At 63.3% G+C, this 22,168-nt stretch carries 20 protein-coding genes; 9 read left to right on the forward strand and 11 right to left on the reverse strand.

All coding sequences use genetic code 11. The annotated features are described in order from the left end of the window. Positions 1–174: 174 nt before the first annotated feature. The gene (locus tag AC3EMP_RS19665) at positions 175–738 is read right to left on the reverse strand and encodes a hypothetical protein (protein ID WP_031203220.1); all 564 of its coding nucleotides are present in this window, start codon (positions 736–738) and stop codon (positions 175–177) included. 87 nt (positions 739–825) lie between these two features. On the opposite strand from AC3EMP_RS19665, the gene AC3EMP_RS19670 reads away from it, so the two are divergent. Continuing rightward, on the forward strand, positions 826–1,647 hold the full coding sequence (locus tag AC3EMP_RS19670; protein ID WP_352712465.1) for a M15 family metallopeptidase: 822 nt from the start codon (positions 826–828) through the stop codon (positions 1,645–1,647). On the opposite strand, the gene AC3EMP_RS19675 is transcribed toward AC3EMP_RS19670, so the two are convergent. The 5 genes from AC3EMP_RS19675 to AC3EMP_RS19695 all read right to left on the reverse strand — a co-directional run bounded on the left by AC3EMP_RS19675 (position 1,648) and on the right by AC3EMP_RS19695 (position 6,597). Then, entirely contained in the window at positions 1,648–2,418 is a 771-nt protein-coding gene (locus AC3EMP_RS19675; RefSeq protein WP_023690227.1) for an SDR family oxidoreductase, read from the reverse strand. A gap of 13 nt (positions 2,419–2,431) precedes the next feature. Continuing rightward, positions 2,432–3,427: an ABC transporter permease gene (locus AC3EMP_RS19680; protein WP_023690226.1), complete on the reverse strand. Its 996-nt coding sequence runs from the start codon at positions 3,425–3,427 to the stop codon at positions 2,432–2,434. Positions 3,428–3,587: 160 nt separating this feature from the next. Beyond that, entirely contained in the window at positions 3,588–4,628 is a 1,041-nt protein-coding gene (locus AC3EMP_RS19685) for a sugar ABC transporter substrate-binding protein (protein ID WP_352712464.1), read from the reverse strand. 41 nt (positions 4,629–4,669) lie between these two features. Continuing rightward, positions 4,670–5,434 carry an ATP-binding cassette domain-containing protein gene (locus AC3EMP_RS19690; RefSeq protein WP_023669142.1) on the reverse strand — a complete coding sequence of 255 codons (765 nt, stop codon included), beginning with the start codon at positions 5,432–5,434 and terminating at the stop codon, positions 4,670–4,672. Continuing rightward, complete coding sequence (locus tag AC3EMP_RS19695; RefSeq protein ID WP_023754365.1) at positions 5,431–6,597, reverse strand: ROK family transcriptional regulator; 1,167 nt, start codon at positions 6,595–6,597, stop codon at positions 5,431–5,433. Before AC3EMP_RS19695 ends, AC3EMP_RS19690 begins: the two co-directional genes overlap by 4 nt. 211 nt (positions 6,598–6,808) lie before the next feature. Here AC3EMP_RS19695 and AC3EMP_RS19700 point away from each other — a divergent pair, with 211 nt between their 5' ends. Both AC3EMP_RS19700 and AC3EMP_RS19705 read left to right on the forward strand, forming a co-directional pair. After that, positions 6,809–7,990 (forward strand): M24 family metallopeptidase, encoded by a 1,182-nt coding sequence (locus AC3EMP_RS19700; protein WP_352712463.1) that lies wholly within the window; start codon positions 6,809–6,811, stop codon positions 7,988–7,990. Between the two features lie 20 nt (positions 7,991–8,010). Next, a complete protein-coding gene (locus AC3EMP_RS19705) occupies positions 8,011–8,235 on the forward strand; it encodes a hypothetical protein (RefSeq protein ID WP_023700870.1) in 225 nt (74 codons plus the stop codon). A 177-nt stretch (positions 8,236–8,412) separates the two neighbouring features. On the opposite strand, the gene AC3EMP_RS19710 is transcribed toward AC3EMP_RS19705, so the two are convergent. Continuing rightward, the gene (locus AC3EMP_RS19710) at positions 8,413–9,696 is read right to left on the reverse strand and encodes a M23 family metallopeptidase (protein WP_023708648.1); all 1,284 of its coding nucleotides are present in this window, start codon (positions 9,694–9,696) and stop codon (positions 8,413–8,415) included. 164 nt (positions 9,697–9,860) lie between these two features. Next, complete coding sequence (locus AC3EMP_RS19715) at positions 9,861–10,328, reverse strand: peroxiredoxin (RefSeq protein WP_023669136.1); 468 nt, start codon at positions 10,326–10,328, stop codon at positions 9,861–9,863. Positions 10,329–10,512: 184 nt separating this feature from the next. Here AC3EMP_RS19715 and AC3EMP_RS19720 point away from each other — a divergent pair, with 184 nt between their 5' ends. Continuing rightward, positions 10,513–13,899: a hypothetical protein gene (locus AC3EMP_RS19720; RefSeq protein WP_488494657.1), complete on the forward strand. Its 3,387-nt coding sequence runs from the start codon at positions 10,513–10,515 to the stop codon at positions 13,897–13,899. Between the two features lie 17 nt (positions 13,900–13,916). Here the strand turns inward: AC3EMP_RS19720 and tyrS are convergent, their stop codons facing one another. Continuing rightward, positions 13,917–15,170 carry a tyrosine--tRNA ligase gene (gene tyrS, locus AC3EMP_RS19725; RefSeq protein ID WP_023819422.1) on the reverse strand — a complete coding sequence of 418 codons (1,254 nt, stop codon included), beginning with the start codon at positions 15,168–15,170 and terminating at the stop codon, positions 13,917–13,919. Between the two features lie 254 nt (positions 15,171–15,424). Between tyrS and AC3EMP_RS19730 the strand changes: the two genes are divergently transcribed. The 4 genes from AC3EMP_RS19730 to AC3EMP_RS19745 are packed head-to-tail and all read left to right on the forward strand — an operon-like array spanning position 15,425 to position 19,122. Then, positions 15,425–16,159 carry a glycosyltransferase family 2 protein gene (locus tag AC3EMP_RS19730; protein ID WP_023739402.1) on the forward strand — a complete coding sequence of 245 codons (735 nt, stop codon included), beginning with the start codon at positions 15,425–15,427 and terminating at the stop codon, positions 16,157–16,159. Further along, on the forward strand, positions 16,152–16,484 hold the full coding sequence (locus tag AC3EMP_RS19735; RefSeq protein WP_023669132.1) for a lipid-A-disaccharide synthase N-terminal domain-containing protein: 333 nt from the start codon (positions 16,152–16,154) through the stop codon (positions 16,482–16,484). The genes AC3EMP_RS19730 and AC3EMP_RS19735 overlap by 8 nt, the downstream gene beginning before the upstream one ends. Positions 16,485–16,542: 58 nt before the next feature. Continuing rightward, positions 16,543–18,186, forward strand: coding sequence for an ArnT family glycosyltransferase (locus tag AC3EMP_RS19740; RefSeq protein WP_023819423.1), 1,644 nt, complete (start codon positions 16,543–16,545; stop codon positions 18,184–18,186). A gap of 30 nt (positions 18,187–18,216) precedes the next feature. After that, positions 18,217–19,122 (forward strand): phosphatase PAP2 family protein, encoded by a 906-nt coding sequence (locus AC3EMP_RS19745; protein ID WP_352712459.1) that lies wholly within the window; start codon positions 18,217–18,219, stop codon positions 19,120–19,122. Between the two features lie 30 nt (positions 19,123–19,152). Here AC3EMP_RS19745 and AC3EMP_RS19750 read toward each other — a convergent pair whose 3' ends face one another. Beyond that, positions 19,153–19,800 carry an FMN-binding negative transcriptional regulator gene (locus tag AC3EMP_RS19750; protein WP_023700865.1) on the reverse strand — a complete coding sequence of 216 codons (648 nt, stop codon included), beginning with the start codon at positions 19,798–19,800 and terminating at the stop codon, positions 19,153–19,155. Between the two features lie 212 nt (positions 19,801–20,012). Next, the gene (locus AC3EMP_RS19755; RefSeq protein ID WP_023669128.1) at positions 20,013–20,687 is read right to left on the reverse strand and encodes an alpha/beta hydrolase; all 675 of its coding nucleotides are present in this window, start codon (positions 20,685–20,687) and stop codon (positions 20,013–20,015) included. Positions 20,688–20,942: 255 nt separating this feature from the next. Between AC3EMP_RS19755 and AC3EMP_RS19760 the strand changes: the two genes are divergently transcribed. Beyond that, a complete protein-coding gene (locus AC3EMP_RS19760; RefSeq protein WP_027049529.1) occupies positions 20,943–22,106 on the forward strand; it encodes a cysteine desulfurase family protein in 1,164 nt (387 codons plus the stop codon). Positions 22,107–22,168 lie beyond the last annotated feature (62 nt).

Here is a 22,168-nt window from a genome sequence, read left to right on the forward strand (position 1 = left end):
AAAAACAGTGTGAGAGGGTGGGCGCGAGGAACGCAAGGTAGTCAGTCGTGTTCGTTTACACCGAAGATGTCGGCGGTTCGAGCCCGTCATCGCCCACCATATCCCGGCCGACCATATCTCGAATGCCGGGCGCGGCCGCAATGAGCCGCACCCGCACTTCTTTCCCAGTGCAACCTATCGCTTGACGTAGCAGTTCTTCTTCACGCGGCGGATGGGATCCTCGCCAAAGGCGTCGACGCTGCATGTGACGCCGTTCCTGAATACGCCCTGGACGTACTGGCCACGCGCCCCGTATCTCACCACTTTGCGGCCACGGAACTCGCAGAACCGCCCCTCCGAGGCGCAGGCCACCCATCTGCCGCGGCCCTGGCCGTAATCATTATCGCCGTAATTGTCATCATTGCCGTAATTGTCGTCGTCGTTGTCACCATAATCATTACCGCTATCGCGCCTCGCAATATAGCAGGCCTTGTCGCGGCCGGGCGCCGGGTCGCCGAAGACGCGATTCGAGCAAGGCACGGAACGACGATCGAAGAAGCGGGAGGTGGTCTGGCCGCGCGCGCCGTAGACCACTTCCGAGGGGTAGGGCAGGCGGCACGTGCCGCCTTCATCGGCGCATTTCTGCATGCGCTGGGCCGACGCGGTGGCGGGGAAAAGGATAGAAACTGACGAGGCCAGGCCGACCAGGCAAATGAATGTAAACGTCATCCGGATCAAAGCAGTGAAGGTTTTTGACATGATTTTGTCTCCCGTTCGATTCGACCAGCATGGTACAGCTGCCTTGTTAAATGCACGATGAATGAAAGCCCTCGCGGAGGCAGCACAATGATCGACCATCCACGGCGGCTGATGTTACAGCTGCTATTGGCATTGGCAATCTCTGGTATTGGGCGCTTCGCCTATGCGGGGAATGTGGGCGACGGCGTCGACCAGCCCGCCGCCAAGGCAGCCTTGCTCAAGGCCTATCCCGGCCTTTTCACCATTTCGGGCAATGTCCTGACCTGGACCGACGGCACCACCATGGTGTGGAACGACGGCAAGGCGCGCGACGCCGACGCGCTGCTGGAGAGCCCTGACATCGAAGACATGTTTCGCTACGTCTATCCCGGAGCAGCGGAGGGCGCCCCGGTCCCGGCGGAGGATTTCGACCCCGGCCGCATCCGCAACGAACCTTTCTTCGAGAAGCTTTACGGGGCAAGTGCCGCCGAGGTGGGCAAGCACATCGCCAACGTCAAATGGTTGCCGAAGCTCGGCAAGAAGACCGTGCAGGTCACCAGGATTTTCGGCATCAACGACCGGCTGGGCAAGGTCTCCGCTGCGCTTGAGGCGATGCCCGCGGAGCTGAGCCGTTACGGGCTCAAGCCCGGCGGCGGCTTTGTCTGGCGGCCGATCGCCGGCACCGACCGGTTGAGCGTTCACTCGTTCGGAGCGGCCTTCGATATCAATGTCGGCTTCTCCGACTATTGGTACAACAACAGGAACAAAACCAACCCGAAGGCCCACATTCCCTTCAAGAACCGGATTCCGCTGGAAATCGTGGAATTGTTCGAGAAAAACGGCTTCATCTGGGGCGGGCGCTGGTATCACTACGACACCATGCACTTCGAGTACCGGCCTGAGTTGCTGCTGTACAAGAAATCCGGCTGATCACGGCGGCAGCAGCCGGAAATCCTTGCCTTCGGGCAGCAACTGGCCGCCGTCGACGACGATGGTGGTGCCGGTGATGTAGCTGGCATCGTCGGAGGCGAGGAACAGGAAGGCGTTGGCGACGTCGCGCGGACTGCCGAGGCGTCCGAGCGGGATCGAATCCTCCATGTTCTTGATGTAGGCGGCGCCGCGATGCAGCTCGATCGCTTCGGTCAGGATGTTGCCGGGCTCGACGCCGTTGACGGTGATGCCGTAGCCCGAAAATTCCAGCGCCGCCGAGCGGATGAAGCCGTTGATGCCGGCCTTGCTGGCGGCATAGTGGCCGTGGCCGGGGCTGGTGACGTGCGGACCGGTGATCGACGAGGTGTAGAGCATGCGCCCGTAACCTTGCACCTTCATCGGCGCCAGCGCCGCCAGCGTGGCGTTGAACGTGCCGCGCAGATTGACCGCCATCACCCGGTCCCAGTCGTCCGGGCTGGTGTTTTCGATCAGCTGCCAGGGATAGATGCCGGCATTCTGCACGACGATGTCGAGGCGGCCATGGCGGCTCAGCGCCAGCGCCACCGCAGCTTCTGCATCGGCCATTTGCGAGATGTCGGTGCGAATGAAATCCGCGCCGAGCTCGTCCGCGGTCGCCTGGCCGGCTTCGGCCTCGCTGTCGGCCAGGACCAGCCTTGCGCCTTCCTCGGCAAAGCGCAGCGCAATGCCCTTGCCGATGCCGCGCGCGCTGCCGACGATAAGCGCGACCTTGTCTTGCAGCCGTCCGGTCATGTGAGCTGTCCTGTCATGCGAGTCTTTGGCGAATGGTTTGCTTGAAGGCGTCGAGCAGCACGGCGGCGAGCACCAGCAGGCCATGGATCACCTGGGTGAAATTGGCCGGCAGGCCCATCAGGTTGATTGCCGTGTTGATGGAGGAGAGCAGCAGCACGCCGGCATAGACGCCGGGCAAGGTGCCGACACCGCCTTTCAGGCTGACGCCGCCGATGACGACCGCGGCAAAGGCGTTGAACAACAGCCCGGTGCCGAGATTGGCGGTGGCGCCCGAGGTGCGGATGGCGAGCAGCCAGCCGGCGAGGCCGGCAATGGCGCCGGCAAGTACGAAGGCGATGATCAGATTGCGGTTGACGCGGATGCCGGCGCGGAAGGTCGCGGTCTCGTTGCCGCCGATCATCACGAGGTGGCGGCCGAACGGCGTTTTGGCCATGATCAGCGAGAACAGGACGAAACAGGCGACCGCGATCCAGGCGGTCAGCGGCAGGCCGGCCATTCGCTGGATGCCGAACCAGCGGATGGCCGGCGCCAGATCCTGTGCCGAGCGGCCGCCGGAAATCACCAGCACCAGGCCGCGCACCCAGATGTAGGACGCCAGCGTAATGATAAAGGCGCTCATCTTCACCTTGACCACGAGATAGCCGTTGAAGGCGCCGATGAGGCCGCCGACGGCCAGCGCAACCAGCAGCGAAACCGGAACCATCAGCCATTGCGGATTGAGCTGTATGCCCATGCCGATGCCCGATGAGCAGAACAGGATGCCGACCGCCATGGCGCTGAGTGCGGCCACCGATTCCACCGACAGGTCCATATGGCCGGCAATGATGACCAGCGACAGGCCGATCGACATCACGCCGAGAACGCTCGAGGCCTCGATGATGTTGGCGAAGATGCCGAGCTGGAAATAGTTGGGGACGAAGACGGAAAAGACAACCAGCACAAAGATCAGCATGAACCAGACGAGGTTGTCGAGGACGAACTCCAGGGCTTTGCGGCTGCGCGGGTTCATGGGCTGATCCGGTTGGCGCCCCCGAGAAAATCAGGCTGAGAAATCAACTCGATTTCATCGGGTTCAGGCGCGGGTTTAGGTTCGCCACGGTGTCCTGCAACGCGGCGTCGTGAATGGGCAGGCTCCGGGCCGCAATGGCCCGGAGCGCTTCGCTAGGCGACTATTCGACAGACTTGATCGTGTCCGTCGGCGGCTTCTGGTTGCCCCAGAAGGCCGGATTGTCGACGTTTTCCTTGGTGATGGCGGCGCCCGGGATCTTGATGTTGGGGCCCCAGCTCTCCTTGGTCACGGTCGACTTCAAGCCGAGCACGTCATACTCGCCAGGCTTGATTTCCTGCTTGCCGGCGATCTTGTCCATGAACATCGCCACGGCCGCGGCCTGCGCGTAGAGCGGCTGCTCGACTTCGACATTGAGCCAGCCCTTGCGGATCAGGTCGAGACCGACCGGAGCGCCGTTCGAGCTCATCAGCATGACGTCGCCCGGCTTCTTGCCGGCGGCCTCGAGCGAGGCGACGGCTGCGACCGACAGGTGCGCGGCATGGCTGAAGATCAGGTCGATGTCGGGGTTGGCGAGCATCTGGTCGGCAACGATCGTGCCGGCGTTGCTGGCTTCCCATTGCATGGCCGGCAGCGAGATGATCTTGACGTCAGGAAACGCCTTCAACTTCTCCTCGAAACCCTTCTGGATGTCGAGCGTGTAGGGATCGCCGGGATCGCCGAGCACCTGCAGGATCTTGCCCTTCACCGAACCGTTCTTGGCGGTCAGAAGCTTTTGCGCCTGCTCGGCGGCGACGTAGCCGATCTCGACCGTGCCCGCCACCGAGGTGAAATCGGACGGGGTCGAGGTGATCTGGCGGTCGAATTCGACCACCGGGATGCCGGCCGCACGCGCCGCTTCGATGGACGGCTTCAGCGCGTTGAAATCGACGGCGGCCAGGATGATCGCCGCCGGCTTCAGCGCAATGACGTCGTTCATCTGCGATTGCTGCGCGTCGGTCTTGTTGTCGGCGTTGAGTGTTTTCACCTCATAGTCGACCTGCTTGAGGAACAGCTCCAGCGCGCTCACCGAGCCGGTCTGGAATTCATCGAGCAGGGTCGGGACCATATAATAGACGGTGCCCTTGGTCTGGGACATTGCCGGCGTGAGCGAGGCAAGAGCCAGTGCCAGGATACCGAAGACAAGAACCAGTATTCGCTTCATGTCGTTCGCTCCTCTTTTATACCGGACCCCTCTTTTGTCCCTCAGCCTGCCGGTCCGGCACCGGCAAGCGTCTCACCGGTGATCATGTTGATCACCGCATCGGGACTTGTTTTGTTGCGTGCGACATCGCCGGCCACGACGCCTTGCCGGATCACCACGATCCGGTCGGCGACCTGGAAAGCCTGTTGCATGATGTGGGTGATGATGACGACGCCGATGCCCTGGTTGGCCACCTGGCGGATCATCTCGAGACCGCGCCTGGTCTGCTCGACGCCGAGTGCCGCGAACGGCTCGTCAAGCAGCACCAGCTTGCCGCCCCAGTGCACGAAGCGGTTGAGCTCGATGGCCTGGCGTTGGCCGCCCGAGAGATGCTCGACATTGGTGCGCAGCGACGGAATGCGGGTGCCGGCACTTGCCAGCGCCTTGCCGACCACGGCCTCCATGGCGCGCTCGTCAAGGATGGGGACACCGAGCACCTTGCGGGTGATCTCGCGGCCCATGAAGAAGTTGGCGACGACGTCGACATTGGTGCAGAGCGACAGGTCCTGGTAGACGGTCTCGATGCCGGCAGCCTTGGCCTCGGCCGGCGTCTTCGCCAGAAACTCCTTGCCCTCGAACAGCATGCGGCCGGAACTCGGTTCGAGGCCGCCGGCGATGATCTTGACCAGCGTCGACTTGCCGGCGCCGTTGTCACCGAGCAGCGCCACGACTTCGCCCTTGCCGATCGAGAAGCTGATGCCCCTCAGCGCATGGATGGCGCCGTAATTCTTGGTGACGTTTTCGAGTACCAGCAGCGGTTCGGTCATGCCGCCACTCCCTTGCTGTGCATGAGGTCTGGCCGGCGCTCGCGCTCGGCAATGAACATCTGGCCGAAGCGCGGCGAAAGCACGCCCGAAACGGCCAATGCGGCAGCGCCCCGCAGCACCGAATGCTTGCCGCCGGTCGCCACCGTCACGCGCGGTGTCTTGCGGTCGCGCCGCGCCGAGACCGAATTGGGAAGCTGTCCCGCCGCGCCGACCAGCTTTTCGAGCAGGTCGGTGGGGGCAAGCCCGCCGAGGATGACGGTTTCGGGGTCGAACACATTCTCGATGGTGACGATGGCGTTGCGGAAGATCGGTACGATCTCGGCCACCCAGGCGGCGTCGCTGATGTTGCGGCGGCGACGTGCTTCGAGCGAGAGATACCGTTCGAGGCAGCCGCTGTTGCCGCATGGGCAAGGCTCGCCGCCCGGAACGGCAGGGATGTGTCCGATTTCGCCGGCATTGCCCCAGGCGCCGCGCATCACCGCGCCGTCATGCACGATGACGCCGCCGAGGCCGACGCCGAAATAGAGGTAGTAGTATTCGGAATAACCGGAGCCGAGACCGTAAAGCCGTTCGCCCATGGCCGCCGCGGCCATGTCGGTTTCGAAGAAGGCCGGCAGCCCGGTCGACGCGGCCAGCCGTTCCGGCAGCGCGACATCCTTCCAGCCGGCCATGGTCGTCGGGCCGACGAAGCTCATCGACTCCACGCCGAACGGTCCAGGCAGCGCCATGCCGATGCCGAGCACGCGTCCGCCGGGCCGCAGCGCGGTCAGCTCGGGCACCATCGCGCCGATCAGCTCGAAGGCATGGTCGGGCGTCGCATGCGGCGCCTCGCGATGCATGCTCTCGATGACATCGCCGCTGAGATTGATGAGCGCCGCGTCGATCCCCAGCGGGGTGAGGTGGACGCCGACGGCATAGCCGCCCTCGGGGTTGATCCTGAGCGTCGCCGGCGGCAACCCGCGTCCGCGCGGCTCTTCGCGCAGCGACAGCACATAGCCATGCTCTTCGAGTTCGCGAACGATGGTCGATACGGTCTGGACGGTGAGGCCGACCCGGCTGGCAATGTCGCCGCGAGCTATGGGACCGTGAAGGCGGATGGACTCCAGCACGATGCGCCGGTTGTAAGGCCGCCCGAACTCCTGATTGGTCCCCCGCAGTGCCATGTCCCGCGCCCCTTAGGAAGGCCAAGACTTGCACAGGCAATTTATTCAGTCAAATGGAATTCAAAAATAAGTCGCGACGGTTCCCTGGCGCGGTGCAGGACCTGTCCCATTCGTCGCGCTGGCCGATTGCAGCCGGGCTGAAACCACCGCAATGGTGAATGACGTCAGGCGGGCGCGGGGCTCGCCGGCCAACAATCCAGCAGGAAAACCGATGATCGAATTGCCTTTTGCGCGCGATGAGTACCAGCGGCGGCTCAAGAAGATCCGCGCCGAGATGGCGGCGCGTGGGCTGGAACTGCTGGTCGTCAACGATGTCGCCAACCAGCATTACATCACCGGCTATGACGGCTGGTCGTTCTACACGCCGCAGATCGTGCTGGTCCCGATCGAAGACGAGGCCGAGCCGGTCTGGATCGGCCGCGCCATGGATGCGGCAGGCGGCTTGCTGACGGCCTGGATGAAGCCGGAGAATGTGGTCGGCTTCCCCGAAGACCACGTGCAGCGAGCCGATCGCCATCCGATGGACTGGATGGCGGCCTGGATCGTCGCCAAGGGCTGGGGCGCGAGACATATCGGCATCGAGCTCGAAGCCTATTATTTCTCGCCGAAGGCGCATGCCCGGCTGGTCGCTGGCCTGCCCAATGCGAAATGGCACGACGCCGATCTGCTGGTGAACTGGATCCGCGCCGTGAAATCCGCGCCGGAAATCGCCTACCTGCGCAAGGCGTCTACCTTGGCTGAAGCAGCTGTCGCGCGGGCCTTCGAAGTCATCGCGCTAGGCGTGCGCGAATGCGATGCGATTGCCGCGATCCAGGCGGCGCAGATTGCCGGCAGTCCAGACTTCGCCGGCGACATCACGGCACTTCCGCCGACGATCCTCGGCGGCGAGAATGCATCGGCTCCGCACATCATGTGGAGCGACCGGAGGTTCGGCAAGGACGAAACGATTGCGCTCGAACTCGCCGGCGTCTGCCGCCGCTATGCCGCAGGGCTCGCCCGAACGATGCAGCTCGGCAAGACGCCGGCCCGTGTCGCCGACACCGCAAAGGCGGTGATCGAAGGCATGGATGCGGTGCTCGACGCGGTCAGGCCGGGGACCACAGCCGAAGCGGTCGAGGCCGCATGGCGCAAGGTTATCCAGCGCTACGGGCTGAAGAAGGAATCGCGCATCGGCTACTCCATCGGCGTCGCTTATCCCCCGGATTGGGGCGAGCACACGATCAGCCTGCGGCCCGGCGACAAGACCGCGCTGCAACCCGGCAACGTCCTGCACTCCATTCTTGGCATGTGGATGGATGGCTGGGGCATCGAGATCAGCGAGACCATTCTGGTGACCGAGACCGGCCATGAGACGCTGACCAAATTCCCGCGAGACATCCATGTCAAATCCTGACCGGTCGGCAGCACCGGGCGGTGCCGCGCCCCCGCATCGATGCCGGAATTCTCGATCGGATGGTCGAGATCCGCCGTCATCTGCACCGCCATCCCGAATTATCGAACCGCAAGATTGGGACGGGAGCTTATCTCAGGCCGATGCTGGCCGGGCAGGGGATATCAGACATCCGCGACGTCGCCCGCTACGGCCTGGCCGTCGATATTGTCGGCTCCGGGAGGCCGTCAATCGCAATGTGGCGATAAGGTGATGCATGCCTGCGGCCATGACGCCCATGGCTCGATGGGCTTCGCAGTGGCCGTGCATCTGCCTCAGCCCAGGGACAGTTTTGTCGGCACGGGTCCGCGCTTGGTGCGACCCTGGATCGCGGAACCAGCGGGCAGGGCGCGGCGAAGTTGGGCAGCAACCAGCCTGGCTTGACCCTACAGATACTGCTCAACCTTCTTGCCGACGGTCAGGAAGCGCAGCGGGTCGATGGCCTCGCCATTGTGGCGGACTTCGTAGTGCAGGTGCGGGCCGGTCGAACGGCCGCTGCTGCCGGTTTTGCCAATGATGTCGCCGGCTGCGAGTTTTTGGCCGACGGCAACGTCGATCTCGCTCAGATGGCCGTAGCGCGTGGCAAAGCCGTTGCCGTGATCGACCTCGACCATGCGGCCATAGCCGCCGTTCCAGCCGGCCTTGGTAACGATTCCGGCCGCCGTGACCTTGGCTGCCATGCCGACCGGCGCGCGGAAATCCATGCCCGAGTGCAGGGCAGCGGTGCCGAGGATGGGGTCAGTGCGCACGCCGAACGGGCTGGTGACGGAGTGGCCCGGCGCCGGGTTGGCGAGCGGCAGCCGCCGCGCCTCTTTCTTCAACTGGTCGAGCGTATCCAGCGCCTCGTCCAGTTCCTTGACCTTGCTGTCGAACATCATCGAGCTGTCAAGCGGGATCAGCGGTCCGCCGACATCGCTTTCGTTTTTGCCGAAATCACTGTCGACCGGCAGACCGGCCGCTTCCAGCGCCTGGGTGATGGCATCGGCGTTCTTGTAGGCGTTGTCGGCCAGGGTTTCGATGCGGGTGAGTTGCTGGCTTTCGATAGCCTTCAGTGAATCATTGATCGAGACGAACAATTTGTCGGCACGGTCCGCAGCCGTTTCGCTGGGCAGCGGATCGGAACGTGTCGACCACAGCGAGAATGGCCTGGTGTCGCCCGAACCAAGGCTGGCGACCGAATAGGCGAGTGGCTCGCCGCCAGTCAGTTCGGCATGTTCGTCGGGTTTTGTTGTCGCTGCGGCATCAGCGGTTGGCAGCGTCCCGACTTCGTTTTCGGCCCGCTCGAGAATCGGGCCGAGGCGGCCATGGCGCTGGCTGAGCTGGCTCTGCCGCTCGATCAATTCGCTGACCTTGGTTTCCATCAGTTTTTGGTCGAGAAGCTGGCGGCTGGTGATGCGGTCGACCTGCGCGCGCAATGCGGAAATGCGATCTTCATAGGCCTGCTGCATGCGCGCCTGCCGGGCCGTGGTGGCGCCGATCAGATCGTCGCGCAGTACGAGATAGGAGGTCGCCAAGAGATAGCCGATGGCGATCGCCGCCAGTGCCGAGCCGAGAAAGGCGACGAGCCACGGCCGGATGGTGAAATGCCGTATTTCATTGCCCCGCGCAATGATGACCGTATGCGGCTCCTTGCGCCTGCCGAAGACCGCTGACTGACCGGTTAGGTTCACGGGACCAAGCTTTCGTTACGACACCAACGAAGCCCGATTACACATTATTAGGGTTAACAAAGTTTTGCCGTCGCGGGCGCGCTAGTGACCAACGGTGTCAGCCAACCGCATTTATGTCTTATGCCCCTAATGCACTGCGCGGCGTTGGCCAGATCGGTGGCGCCTCAAAGCGCGCGCACCGCCTCCAGCACTGCTTCGGCATGGCCTTTCACCCGGACCTTGCGCCAGATCCCGGCGATCCGCCCGTCCTTGCCGATCAGGAACGTCGCCCGCTCGACGCCCATATAGTTGCGGCCATACATCGTCTTTTCGACCCACAGATTGTAAGCCTCGATCACCTTGCGCTCCTCGTCGGCAACCAGGCCGACGGTGAGATCGTATTTGGTTTTGAACTTGTCGTGCTTCTTCACGCTGTCCGGCGACAGGCCGATCACCACGGCGCCGGCCTTTTCGAACTCCGGCTTCAGCTGCGAAAAGCTGATCGCCTCATTGGTACAACTTGTGGTGTCGTCCTGCGGATAGAAATAAAGTACAACGGGCTTCCCCCGCATCGAGGCAAGGCTGATCGAGCCGCCGCCGTCGCGCGGAAGATCGAATTGCGGCGCAACGTCGCCAACGTCGAGATCAGCCATATCGATGCCCTTGTTTGAGGTTACGCGGCCCTAAATCAAAGAGATAGAGCATGATGTCTGGACAAACGGAAACCGTTTGTCCGAGAAAACCGCCTCACACTTTTCGGCATCATGCTCTAGCCTGCGTCGTTATAGTGTCGGGCGGGGATTCGTCCACGATCGAATTCGCACAACGGAAAATTGCGTGGATCAGGAAGAACCGCAGCACGAGAAAATCCGGTTCAGGCGTGACGAGATCACCGACCTGGGGGCTTTCCCGTCCGCTTGCCGCGTGCCGCCGCTCGGCAAGGCACGGATCGGCCGCGGCTTTCGCATCCTTGCCCGGCTGTTTGCCGGCATTGGAGCCCTTGTGCTGCTGGCGGCGGCCGCCGTCTACGTCATCGGCGCCACCGGCATCGGCAGCGAACGGCTGCGGTTGGAAGCCGAAACGGCGATCGAGAAACTGGCCGGTTTCGACGTCAAAGTCGCCGTCGGTCCTGCCAGCCTGACACTTGACGGATCGAGCTTCATTGCGCTGCAGGTCAAGGATGTCAGCGTCGAGACGGCCGACGGCAAGCCGATGGCCGATGCCGGGCGCGTCCGCTTCGGCATCCGGCTGGTCCCGCTGCTTTCGGGCGAGGTTCGGCTGACCAGCGCCAGGATTTCCGACGCCCATATCGTCACCGCGGCAATGCCGTCGGGTGGTGACTGGATAGCGCGCCTGCGCAATCAAGACGGTCTCATCGATCCGGAAAAACTGGCCGCCGTCGTCTTCAGTGACGTCAATCGTGCACTCGATGCCGTGCGCGAGGATTCGATGCGCCGCATCGATCTCAAAAATGTCGCGTTCGAGCTGCCCGAGGCCGGATCGGTCAAGCTGGTCACGATCGCCAACGCCACGGTGCTGCAGTCAGGCCCCGGCAGCATGGAGTTCTCGTCCGAGGCGGATGTCGATGGCCGCGCGCTCACCGTCACGGCCACCGCCACCCGCGATACGAGCTCGATGCGCGTTACCGCCTTGAACGCCGCCATCGACATGGCGGATGTCGCGGAGACAACGCCGGCGGCCGGCGGGCGAACCGGCGCGATGGCTTTGAAGCTCACGGGATCCGAAGGCTCGGGCGAGACCAATTCGCGGCTGACGGGCTCGCTGTCGCTAACCGGCTCGGTGCTCGACCTCGGCACACGCGGGCTGTTGCCGGCCGATGTCGATGTCGACGCCGCCCTTGTCTCCGGCTCCAACAAGATCGATGTCGGCAGGCTGGTTCTAAAGACCGGGCGCTCGGCGTTCAATTTCGCCGGCTCGATCGGGCCAAAGCCGTCGACCGGCGCGGCCGGCGAGGAGCCTTCCTATCGTTACGACCTGACCAGCGACGGCTCGACGCTGGCGCCTTCGGAATCGCCCGAGCCGGCGCTGAATTTCTTCGCCCGCATCGCCGGCGTCTATCAGATCAAGAGCCGCAAGCTTGTCGCCGACCAGATCGGCATCAGGTCGGGATCGGGGAGCGAAGTGCTGGGAACCGCTGCGGTTTCCTTCATCGACAACGGACCGCCGGGTATCTCGGTGTCGCTCAACGTCCACGACATGGCGGTCTCGCACGTCAAGCAATTGTGGCCCTGGTTCTCGGCCAAGAACGCGCGGCTGTGGGTGCTGCAGAACCTGTTTGGCGGCCGCGTCGTCGATGCCAGCCTGCAGTTCCAGGTCGTGCCGGGGCGTCTCGGCAACGGCGTGCCGCTTTCGGCCGACGAGGTGTTCGGCCGCTTCCAGGTCGAGGGCTCGCGTTTCGACACCGCCGGCCGCATCCCGCCGATACGCGATGCCGTCGGCGTCGTTTCCTTCCACGGCAACGATGTCGACGTCGCGCTGTCGTCGGGCAGCGTCTATATGCCGAGCGGCCGCACCGTGGCGGCAAGCAATGGCACACTGTCGGTAAAGGCGGCAAACCACCCGCCGGTGATCGGCGCGCTCGACATCGACGTCGCCGGCGAGGCGCCGGCCATCGCCGAACTTGCCTCCTACGAACCGATCAACGCCATGCGCCATGTCGGCATCTTGCCGGACGACCTGTCGGGCACGGTGACCGGCCACGTCAAGGCCGACATTCCGTTGCAATCCGGCGTCGACACGTCGAAGCTCGATTGGCTGGTATCGCTCGACTACAAGGACCTGTCGCTCGCCAAGCCGTTCGAAGGCCAGATGGTGACCGATGCCGACGGCTCGATCGAAGTCGGGCCCGACAAGGCGGTGATCTCTGCCAAGGCGCGGCTGAACGGCATTCCAGCCGAGCTCGATCTGGTCGAGCCGCTCAGGGATGACGGGCCGCCGCGCAGCCGCAAGGTGGCGCTTGTGCTCGACGAAAAGACGCGCGCCATGGCCATGCCTGGCCTGTCGCCGCTGATTTCCGGCACCATCAAGGTGGCAATCGACAAGAGCGGCGAAGGCGGCAGCCAGAACGTCGACGTCGACCTGACGAGCGCCAGGCTGGACATTCCCTGGGCAGGCTGGAGCAAGGGGCCGGGCATTGCCGCCAATGCCACTTTTACCATGACCAAGTCCGGCGATACCACGACGCTGTCCGACTTCGACCTCGACGGAAAGAGCTTTTCGGTCGAAGGCAATGTCGTCCTGGTCAAGGGCGCGCTGTCGTCGGCCCGCTTCAGCAAAGTCGCCTTGAACCGGGGCGACGATGTCGCCGTGACGGTGAAGCGGTCGGGCAAGGGCTTCGCAGTCGATGTCAGCGGCAACGCGCTCGATGCCCGCTCGCTGATCAAGCAGTTCACCTCCGATGTCGATACCGCCACCAAAACCACCGGCACGGACGCGGTTTCGGTCAGCGCCGACGTCAATTCGCTAACCGGGTTCCATGACGAGGTCCTGTCCAATTTGAAGCTCGACTACAGTGCCGCCGGCTCCAGGGTGAACAGGCTCAAGGTCAGCGCCGCGGCAAGTTCCGGCGCCGCCATCACCATCAGCAATACGGCAGGCAATGGTGCTCGCGCGCTCACCATGAAGTCGGCCGACGCAGGCGCCATATTGCGCTTCCTCAACATCTACGAGCATATGGAAGGCGGATCGATCACGCTGGCGCTCAGCGGCGCAGCCGACGGCCCGATGCGTGGACAGGTCGATTCGAGCAACTTCTTCATCGTCAATGAACCGAAGCTCGCCTCGATCGTCTCGACCACGCCAACCGGCGACAGCCGCAGCCTGAACGAAGCGGTCAAGGGCAAGATCGACACTTCGCGGGTAAAGTTCGAGCGCGGCTTTACCGAGATCGACAAGGGGTCGGGCTATTTGAAATTGGCGAATGGCGTGCTGCGCGGCCCGCGCATCGGCACCACCTTCCAAGGCACGCTCTACGACCAGAACAACAATATGGACATGACCGGAACCTTCATGCCGGCCTATGGCCTCAACCGCATCTTTGGCGAACTGCCGCTGGTCGGCGCGCTGCTCGGCAATGGCCGCGACCGCGGGCTGATCGGCGTCACCTACCGGCTTAAGGGCAACGCCAACAAGCCGGTGCTGGACATCAACCCGCTATCGGTAATCGCGCCGGGCATTTTCCGCTCGATCTTCGAATATCGCTGAGGATCCCAGAAGACGGGTCAGACCGGCCGCACCAGAACGTGTTTTTTCTTGCCCACTGAAAGCTTTGCGACGTTTTCCGGACTCAAATCAAGAGGCGTCACCATCCGCCGGTCGTCCGCCACCGGCTGGTCGTTGAGGCGCACGGCGCCACCCTGTATGTGACGCCTTGCCTCGCCGTTTGACCCGGCAAGGCCCGCGCTGACCAGCAGCGACAGGATGCCGATGCCGGCTTCCAGCGCGGCGTCGTCCACTTCCACGGTCGGCAGCGTTTCGGCCGTCACGCCTTCCTCGAATGTCTTGCGCGCAGTTTCCTCGGCCGCGAGCGCCGCCTCGCGGCCGTGCACGATGGCCGTGGTTTCGGTGGCCAGCACCTTCTTGGCCTCGTTGATCTCCGAGCCGCCAAGGGCGGCCAGCCGCGCGATCTCCGACAGCGGCAGCCGGGTGAAGATCTTCAGGAAGCGCTCGACGTCGGCATCCTCGGTGTTTCGCCAGTACTGCCAGAAATCATAGGGCGAGAAGAGGTCGCCGTTCAGCCACACCGCGCCCTTGGCCGATTTGCCCATCTTGGCGCCCGACGATGTCGTCAGCAGCGGCGTGGTCAGCGCATAAAGCTGCGGCGTGCCCATGCGGTGGCCGAGATCGACGCCGTTGATGATGTTGCCCCACTGGTCCGAACCGCCCATCTGCAGCCGGCAGTCGTGGCGGCGGCTGAGCTCGACGAAATCATAGCCTTGCAGGATCATGTAGTTGAATTCGAGGAAGGACAGCGACTGTTCGCGCTCGAGCCGCAGCCTGACGCTGTCGAAGGTCAGCATCCGGTTGACCGAAAAGTGGCGGCCGACATCGCGCAGGAACTCGACATAGTTGAGCTTCATCAGCCAGTCGGCATTGTTGACCATGATGGCGTCATTGCCAGTGTCGCCGAAGCGCAGGATGCGGCCAAAAATTCGCTTGATGCCTTCGATGTTGGTGGCGATCGCCTCGGGCGTCAAAAGGCTGCGCTGGTCGTCGCGGAAGGACGGGTCGCCGATCATCGAGGTGCCGCCGCCCATCAGCGCGATCGGCCGGTGTCCGGTCTCCTGCATCCAGTAGAGCATGGTCGCCGATATCAGATTGCCGATGTGCAGGCTGGTCGCCGTGGCGTCGTAGCCGACATAGGCGGTCACGGTTTCCTTCGCGAAAAGTTGATCCAGCCCGGTCTCATCCGAAATCTGGTGGATGAAGCCGCGCTCGCTCATGACGCGCAGGAAATCGGACTTGAAGGCGGACATTGTTTCTTCCTGAAAGCGCCGGGTCCGAACGGCCCGGCATGGCCTGAACGCGGGCGTTTAGCATCCAAGCGCGTCAAGCAAAAGTGGTTTCCGATTTTGCGCCGGCATGGACAGCCTATTCTGCACTGCCGCGCATGCTTGCTTCATCCTGTCGGCTGGCGTAATGAGGCGCCGCGCCAACGGGTTCGATCCGCTGGAACGGCACCGCACGGCATCCACCGAATGCCATATCTTGTGACAGAGCCCGACGCGATATGCCGGACGCATTGATATCCATCGTCATTCCCTGCCGCAACGAGGCGGCGAACCTGCCGCTGCTGATCGACGAGATCGAGGCGGCGATGACCGGGCGCGACTTCGAAATCATCGTCGTCAATGACGGTTCGACTGACGACACCGCTTCGGTGCTTGCCGCTGAAGCCGCCAAACGTCCGTTTCCGCTTCGGCAGCTGCGGCACGAAAAATCCGCCGGCCAGTCGCTTTCGGTGCGCTCGGGCGCTTGGGCGGCGCGCGGCTCGATCGTCGCCACCATCGACGGCGACGGCCAGAACGACCCGCAATATATCCCCGTTCTGGTCGATGCGCTGCGTCGGGCAGGGCCCGATTTCGGCGCCGCGCAGGGGCAGCGATTGAAGCGCCGCGACAGCAAGATCAAGCAATTGGCATCGCGTTTCGCCAACTGGCTGCGCGGCGCGATCCTGCATGACGACACCCGCGACACTGGCTGCGGCCTGAAGGCGATCCACACCGATATCCTACGCAAACTGCCCTTCTTCGACGGCACGCATCGTTTCGTTCCGGCCCTGGTCATCCAGGAAGGCTACCGCGTCGTCCATTGCGACGTCGTCGACCGCTCGCGCCGCCACGGCAAGTCGAATTACGGCATCTTCGATCGCGGCCTGCAGGGCGCGCTCGATCTCGCCGGCGTCTGGTGGCTTCGGCGCCGGCGCCGCAGAATGCCAAAGGTAGAGGAAATCACGCATGGCTAACGTGTTTCAGGAATTGGCGACCTGGCTGCACCAGGTTTTCGTCAAGCAGTTCGACGCCTGGGTTCTGCTCGGCTTCGTTGCCCAGTTCTTCTTCACCATGCGCTTCCTGGTGCAGTGGATCGCTTCGGAAAAGGCCAAGCGCAGCGTCGTGCCGATCGCTTTCTGGTTCTTCTCGCTGTTCGGCGGCGGGCTGCTGCTCGTCTACGCCATCCAGCGTGAGGATCCGGTGTTCATCGCCGGCCAGGCCATGGGCATGGTGATCTATGTCAGAAATTTATGGCTCATCGCCAATGAGCGCAAGGCGGCGATGACCAAGGTCGACTGAGCCACCAGTCCCGCCAAATCCAGTCTGTCCGGTGTTGACCAGTCTGTCCGGTGTCGAAATGAGCAGGAACTACATCTTTCTCTTCCTGTTCAGCCTGATGATGACGGCGTCGGGACTGGCCTCTTTGCCGCCGCTCGACCGCGACGAGCCGCGCTTCGTCCAGGCGACCAAGCAGATGACGGAGACCGGCGACTATGTCGACATCCGCTTCCAGGACGCGTCGCGCTACCAAAAGCCGATCGGCATCTACTGGCTGCAATCGGCGGCGGTGACGCTGAGCGGCGAGGGGGCACAGGCGCCGATCTGGATTTACCGGCTGATCTCGGCGCTGGGCATCGCCATCGCCGTCGTCGCAATCGCCTGGACCGGGGCCAATCTGTTCGGCGCCAATGCCGGTCTTGCCGCCGGCCTGGTCATGGCGGCGATTTTCGCCACCGCCTTCGAAGGCCGTGACGCCAAGACCGACGCGATGCTGCTTGCCTGCTGCGTTCTGGCGCAAGGCGCGCTGGCGCAGATTTATCTGGCATCGCGCCGCAACGAGCCTGTCGCCGGCCATCTGCCGTGGATTTTCTGGGCTGCGCAGGGCGCGGCTATCCTCATCAAGGGGCCGATTGCACCGCTGCTGTCGGCGCTGACGGTGCTCACGCTGGTTGCTTTCGAGCGCGACTGGCGCTGGCTGGCGAGGCTGAAAGCCGGGCGTGGGCTGATTCTGGTGCTGTTGATCGTGCTGCCTTGGCTCGCCCTCATCACCTGGAAGAGCAACGGCGCCTTCCTGCAGCAGGCCGTCGGCAAGGATATGCTCGGCAAGGTCGCGCAAGGCGAGGAGTCGCACGGCGTTCCGCCGGGCTTCTACGTGCTGACCTATTGCCTGTTCATGTGGCCGTTCGGCCTTGTGGCGCTCGGCGCCGGACTGCAGGCGCTCAACCGATTGCGCGACGATCCGCGCCTGCGTTTCTGCCTCGCCTGGTACGTTCCGTTCTGGCTCGTCTTCGAATTGATCCCGACGAAACTGCCGCATTATGTGCTGCCGGCCTATCCCGGCATGGCCCTGCTCATCGGCTGGCTTTTGACGCTGACGCCGCAAGAGGCAAATGCGCCGCTCAGGCGCTGGCAGACATGGCTGTGGTGGGCGACCGCATTCGGCACCGTTCTGGTGACAGTCGGTCTCGCCGTGCTTTGCGTCGGTGCGCCGATCTATCTCATGAAGACATTTTTATGGTGGAGCGTTCCGGCCGCCGCGGCAGCATTGGGCGCCGGCTACCTCGCTGTTTCGCGCCAGACGCTGGTGCCGCTGGTCCGCATCGGCGGGGCTGCGGTTTGCGCCGGTATAACCTACGCCCTGCTGTTCGGTGTCATCGTGCCGTCACTGAAACCGATTTGGATGAGCCGGGAAATCGAGGCTGCGGTTCGCGCCGATCGTCCCTGTGAGATGAGCGTGCTCGCCTCCGCGCAATATCACGAACCGAGCCTGGTATTTCTGGTGGGCACAAAGACGGTACTGACCGATGTCGACGGGGTTGCGCAACATCTGCTTGGCGATCCGGCCTGCGCGCTGGGCCTGGCGCCGGTCGGCGATGAAAAACGGCTGGATGACCTGCTGGCAGGGCAAGGCAAGAAGGCCAGCCGCGTCGCCGAGATCGACGGCATCAACTATTCGTCAGGTGATAAATTGTCGCTCGGCCTGTACCGTGTGGCGAACTGATAGCTCTTCAATGATCGCGCCGAGCTCCGCATGTTGATGAAGTCGCCATCGCCGGCGCGTGCCGCTTTGCCTGCCATGCTCCGGCAGTCTGTCGCTAATTTCCGCGATACTTTCGGGATTGTACGGCATCGCCTGGCGACGCGCCCGGCGCGCTACCCGAAAATCCTGTGGTCGGTCTGGGTTGTGGCCTGGCTTTTGCTGACGATCGCGGTGTCGCTCCGTTTCGACCATCTTGCAGGGACCATGGCGAGGGAGTGGGCTTCAGGCTCGACCAATGTCTTCCGCATCGCCGCGTTTTTTACCTTCTTCGGCCTAGGCGGCTGGTATCTTGTCCCGTCGGTATTGGTGCTGATTGCCGCGAATCTGACGGATTGGCGCAGCCTTTCCCGGCGCGCGCGGATGACCTTCTACAACTGGACCTGCTTTGCTTTCATGGTGCTGGGTTCGATCGCACTCTCGGCCATGGTCGTCAACGTGCTGAAATATGGCGTGGGCAGAGCCAGGCCGATGAATTTCGACAAGCTCGGCGATCTGTCGCTGCATCCTTTTTCCTTGGAGGCGCGCTTTGCCAGCTTCCCGTCCGGCCATGCCACGACCATGGGCGTCATTTTCGGCATTGCACTGCTGTTGTTGCCCCAGCGCAGATGGGTGCTGCTGGCAGCAACCTTGTCGGTCGCATCGACCCGGATCTTTATCGGCGCGCACTACCCGAGCGACACTGTCGCCGGATTCGGCCTTGGCTGTGCTGTTGCCATCGTCTGCGCGATGGTGCTTGGCCGGCTGGGATGTATCTTCCGCTACACGGCGTCGGGGTTGCCGGTGGCAAAAACTACGTTCCGCCTATTCCGTCGGGCTCGCAAACCAAACCAAAACGATGCGCCGAGACAAGACGAATTTCCGCATTGGAGCAGCGCCGGCAAGCAACTGAATTGCTGACGCCTTTGGAACCATCTAAGACCACCCCAGCTAGCTGTCGATGCCACCCCAGCTCCGCACCAGCCGAGCCATGTCAGGCGCGCCGGCGGCGTCCTTCTCCAGCCCTTCGGCGACACCGACGCGGTCGGCGACAGGCCGGTTCTGGCTGACTTTCCACTTGCCGCTGATTTCGGCGATCTCGATCTCAAGCCCGACAATGCCCTTGATTTGCGACTGGATGAAGGTCGGCGGCGCATCGGTCACCGCCCAGGGTGCCTCGCGGGCGCCTTCCTGCGACAGCGTCAGCTCGGTGATCTGCTGTGCGATCCAGGCGGAATCCTCGATCACTCTGACGGTTCCTCGCACCTGGACAATGGCGTAGTTCCAGGTCGGCACGACCTTGCCGGTCTCGCGCTTGGTCTCGTACCAGGACGGCGTCACATAGGCGTCGGCGCCCTGGAAGACGACCAGCACCGGCGATGTCGGATTGTCGGCCAGCTGACGCCATTGCGGGTTGGCCCTGGCCAGATGGGCGCGCAGCCGGCCATTCGGCCCAACCTCTGCATCAAGCAGGAAAGGAATGGCATTGGCGACCGGGCCATCGGTGCCGTTGGAGATCAGCAACCCCAGCGGATGCGTCCGGATCAGCCCGTGCAGGACGTCCGGCCGCGTTTCCTGGAAATGGGGAGGCTGGTACATGATCGGTCATGCCTTCTTGCGCTGGCTGAACCGGCATTGTGCACCGTTCAGCCGAGCCGCGCCACATGTCAGGCTGGCTTCACCGTTTGGATCAGCCGAAATGGCATTGTCGCGCCCATGATGGGCACGACTGTGACGGCATCGGACCGGGAGTTTTTGTTTTGACGCAATTCCGGACGGAAAACCCGTTTGCACTTTTCCTGGAATTGCTCTTAGCGCAGCCGCTTCGGCCGCGGATCGGACAATTCGCCGGCCAGCCGTCGGTCGAGATAGTCGGCGCATTCCTCGAGCAGCAGATCGGCGTCGTTGGCGAAGAAGTGGTTGGCGCCGGGCAAGGTCTTCTGCGTGATGGTGATGCCCTTTTGCGTGTGCAGCTTGTCGACCAGGCCCTGCACATCCTTGGGCGGCGCCACCTTGTCGGCATCGCCATGGATGATCAGACCCGATGACGGGCAGGGCGCCAGGAACGAGAAATCATAGGTGTTGGGCTGCGGCGCGATCGAGATGAAGCCCTCGATCTCGGGCCGGCGCATCAGAAGCTGCATGCCGATCCAGGAGCCGAAGGAATAACCGGCCACCCAGCAGCTCTTGGAATCCGGATGCAGCGACTGCACCCAGTCGAGCGCTGCGGCGGCATCCGACAATTCGCCGGTGCCGTGGTCGAATTCGCCCTGGCTGCGGCCGATGCCGCGGAAGTTGAAGCGAAGCGTGGTGAAATCGCGCTTCTGGAACATGTAGAAGAGGTCATAGACGATCTTGTTGTTCATCGTGCCGCCGAATTGCGGATGCGGATGCAACACGATGGCAATCGGCGCGCTCTTCTCCTTGGAAGGCTGGTAGCGGCCCTCCAGGCGGCCGGCCGGACCGGTGAAAATGACCTCAGGCATGAAATACTCCAAATGGCATACGAATGCGCGGCGCCCGGAACAATTCTTACTCCAGCCCCAGCCCTTCCGGGCCTTGACGCAGGGCAAGCGTCTTCTTAGAAGCTAGTTTAGAATTGTTCAAAACTGGATAGCCAGCCGTGACGGCCCGGCCATCCTCGCCGCAAGCCGCGTAAATAGGACGTCTTGCCTTGCAATTTCAAGGAAATAACGCGCTATCCTTGCGGAAAGGGTCTTGACGGGATCGATTGGGTGAAAATGGCCGCAGCACGCGCCTATCTCGACTACAATGCCAGCGCGCCGCTCATTGCCGAGGCGCGCGAGGCGATGATTGCCGCGCTCGATCTCGTCGCCAATCCGTCGTCGGTGCATGCCGAGGGGCGCGCGGCGCGGCGCTTGATCGACACTGCCCGGCGCGATGTGGCAGCGCTTGTCGGCGCCAAGGCCGAGCATGTCGTCTTCACCTCCGGCGCGACGGAAGCCGCATCGACGCTGCTGACACCGGATTGGCGGATGGGCCGTGGCACGGCGCGCATGAGCCGGCTCTATGTCTGCGAGGCCGACCACCCTTGCCTGTTGAACGGCGGCCGCTTCCCGGCAACACAGGTTTCGCAGATCGGCGTCGACGCCGATGGCATCGCTGACCTCGCTCAGCTGACAGCCGCTCTGGCCGCGCATGACAAGGCCGAAGGCCTGCCGTTGGTCGCGATCCATGCGGCCAACAACGAGACCGGCGTCATCCAGCCGATCGAGGCAATCGCTGCAATCGTCAAGGCGGCGGGCGGCATTCTGGTGGTCGACGCGGTGCAGGCTGCGGGCCGCGTTCCCATCGATATGTCAGCGGCTTACGCCGACTATTTGATTCTGTCTTCGCACAAGATCGGCGGCCCCAAGGGTGTCGGCGCCGTCGTTGCGGCAGCCGATCTGATGATGCCGAAGCCGCTGATCAATGGCGGCGGCCAGGAAAAGGGCCATCGCGGCGGCACCGAAAACCTGGCGGCCATCGCCGGCTTTGGCGCCGCGGCGCGGCAGGCTTTGGCTGGACTGAAAGACGTCGAAGCGATCGCGCAACGCCGCGGCGAGGTCGAGAAAACACTCAAAACGCTGGTGCCGGACGCAGAAATCTTCGGAACCGGCGCGCCAAGGCTTGCCAATACGACATTCTTCGCTATTCCCGGCATCAAGGCCGAGACGGCGCAGATCGCTTTCGATCTGGCTGGCGTTGCGCTGTCGGCGGGATCGGCCTGTTCGTCGGGCAAGGTCGGGCCGAGCCATGTGCTGATGGCCATGGGTCATGGTGACAGCCTCGGGGCTTTGCGCGTGTCCATCGGTCGCGCAACGAGCGCCGGGGACATCGAACTGTTTCGTACGGCGCTGGCCGAAATCGCCCAGCGCCGGGCGGGCAGGGAACAAGCCGCCTGAAGGCTACAAAGAATTCAGGCCTCGCGGCCTGGTAGAGCCGTGCGTTTGCAACTGGCCGGGTG

This window comes from Mesorhizobium sp. P160219 (assembly GCF_057786095.1).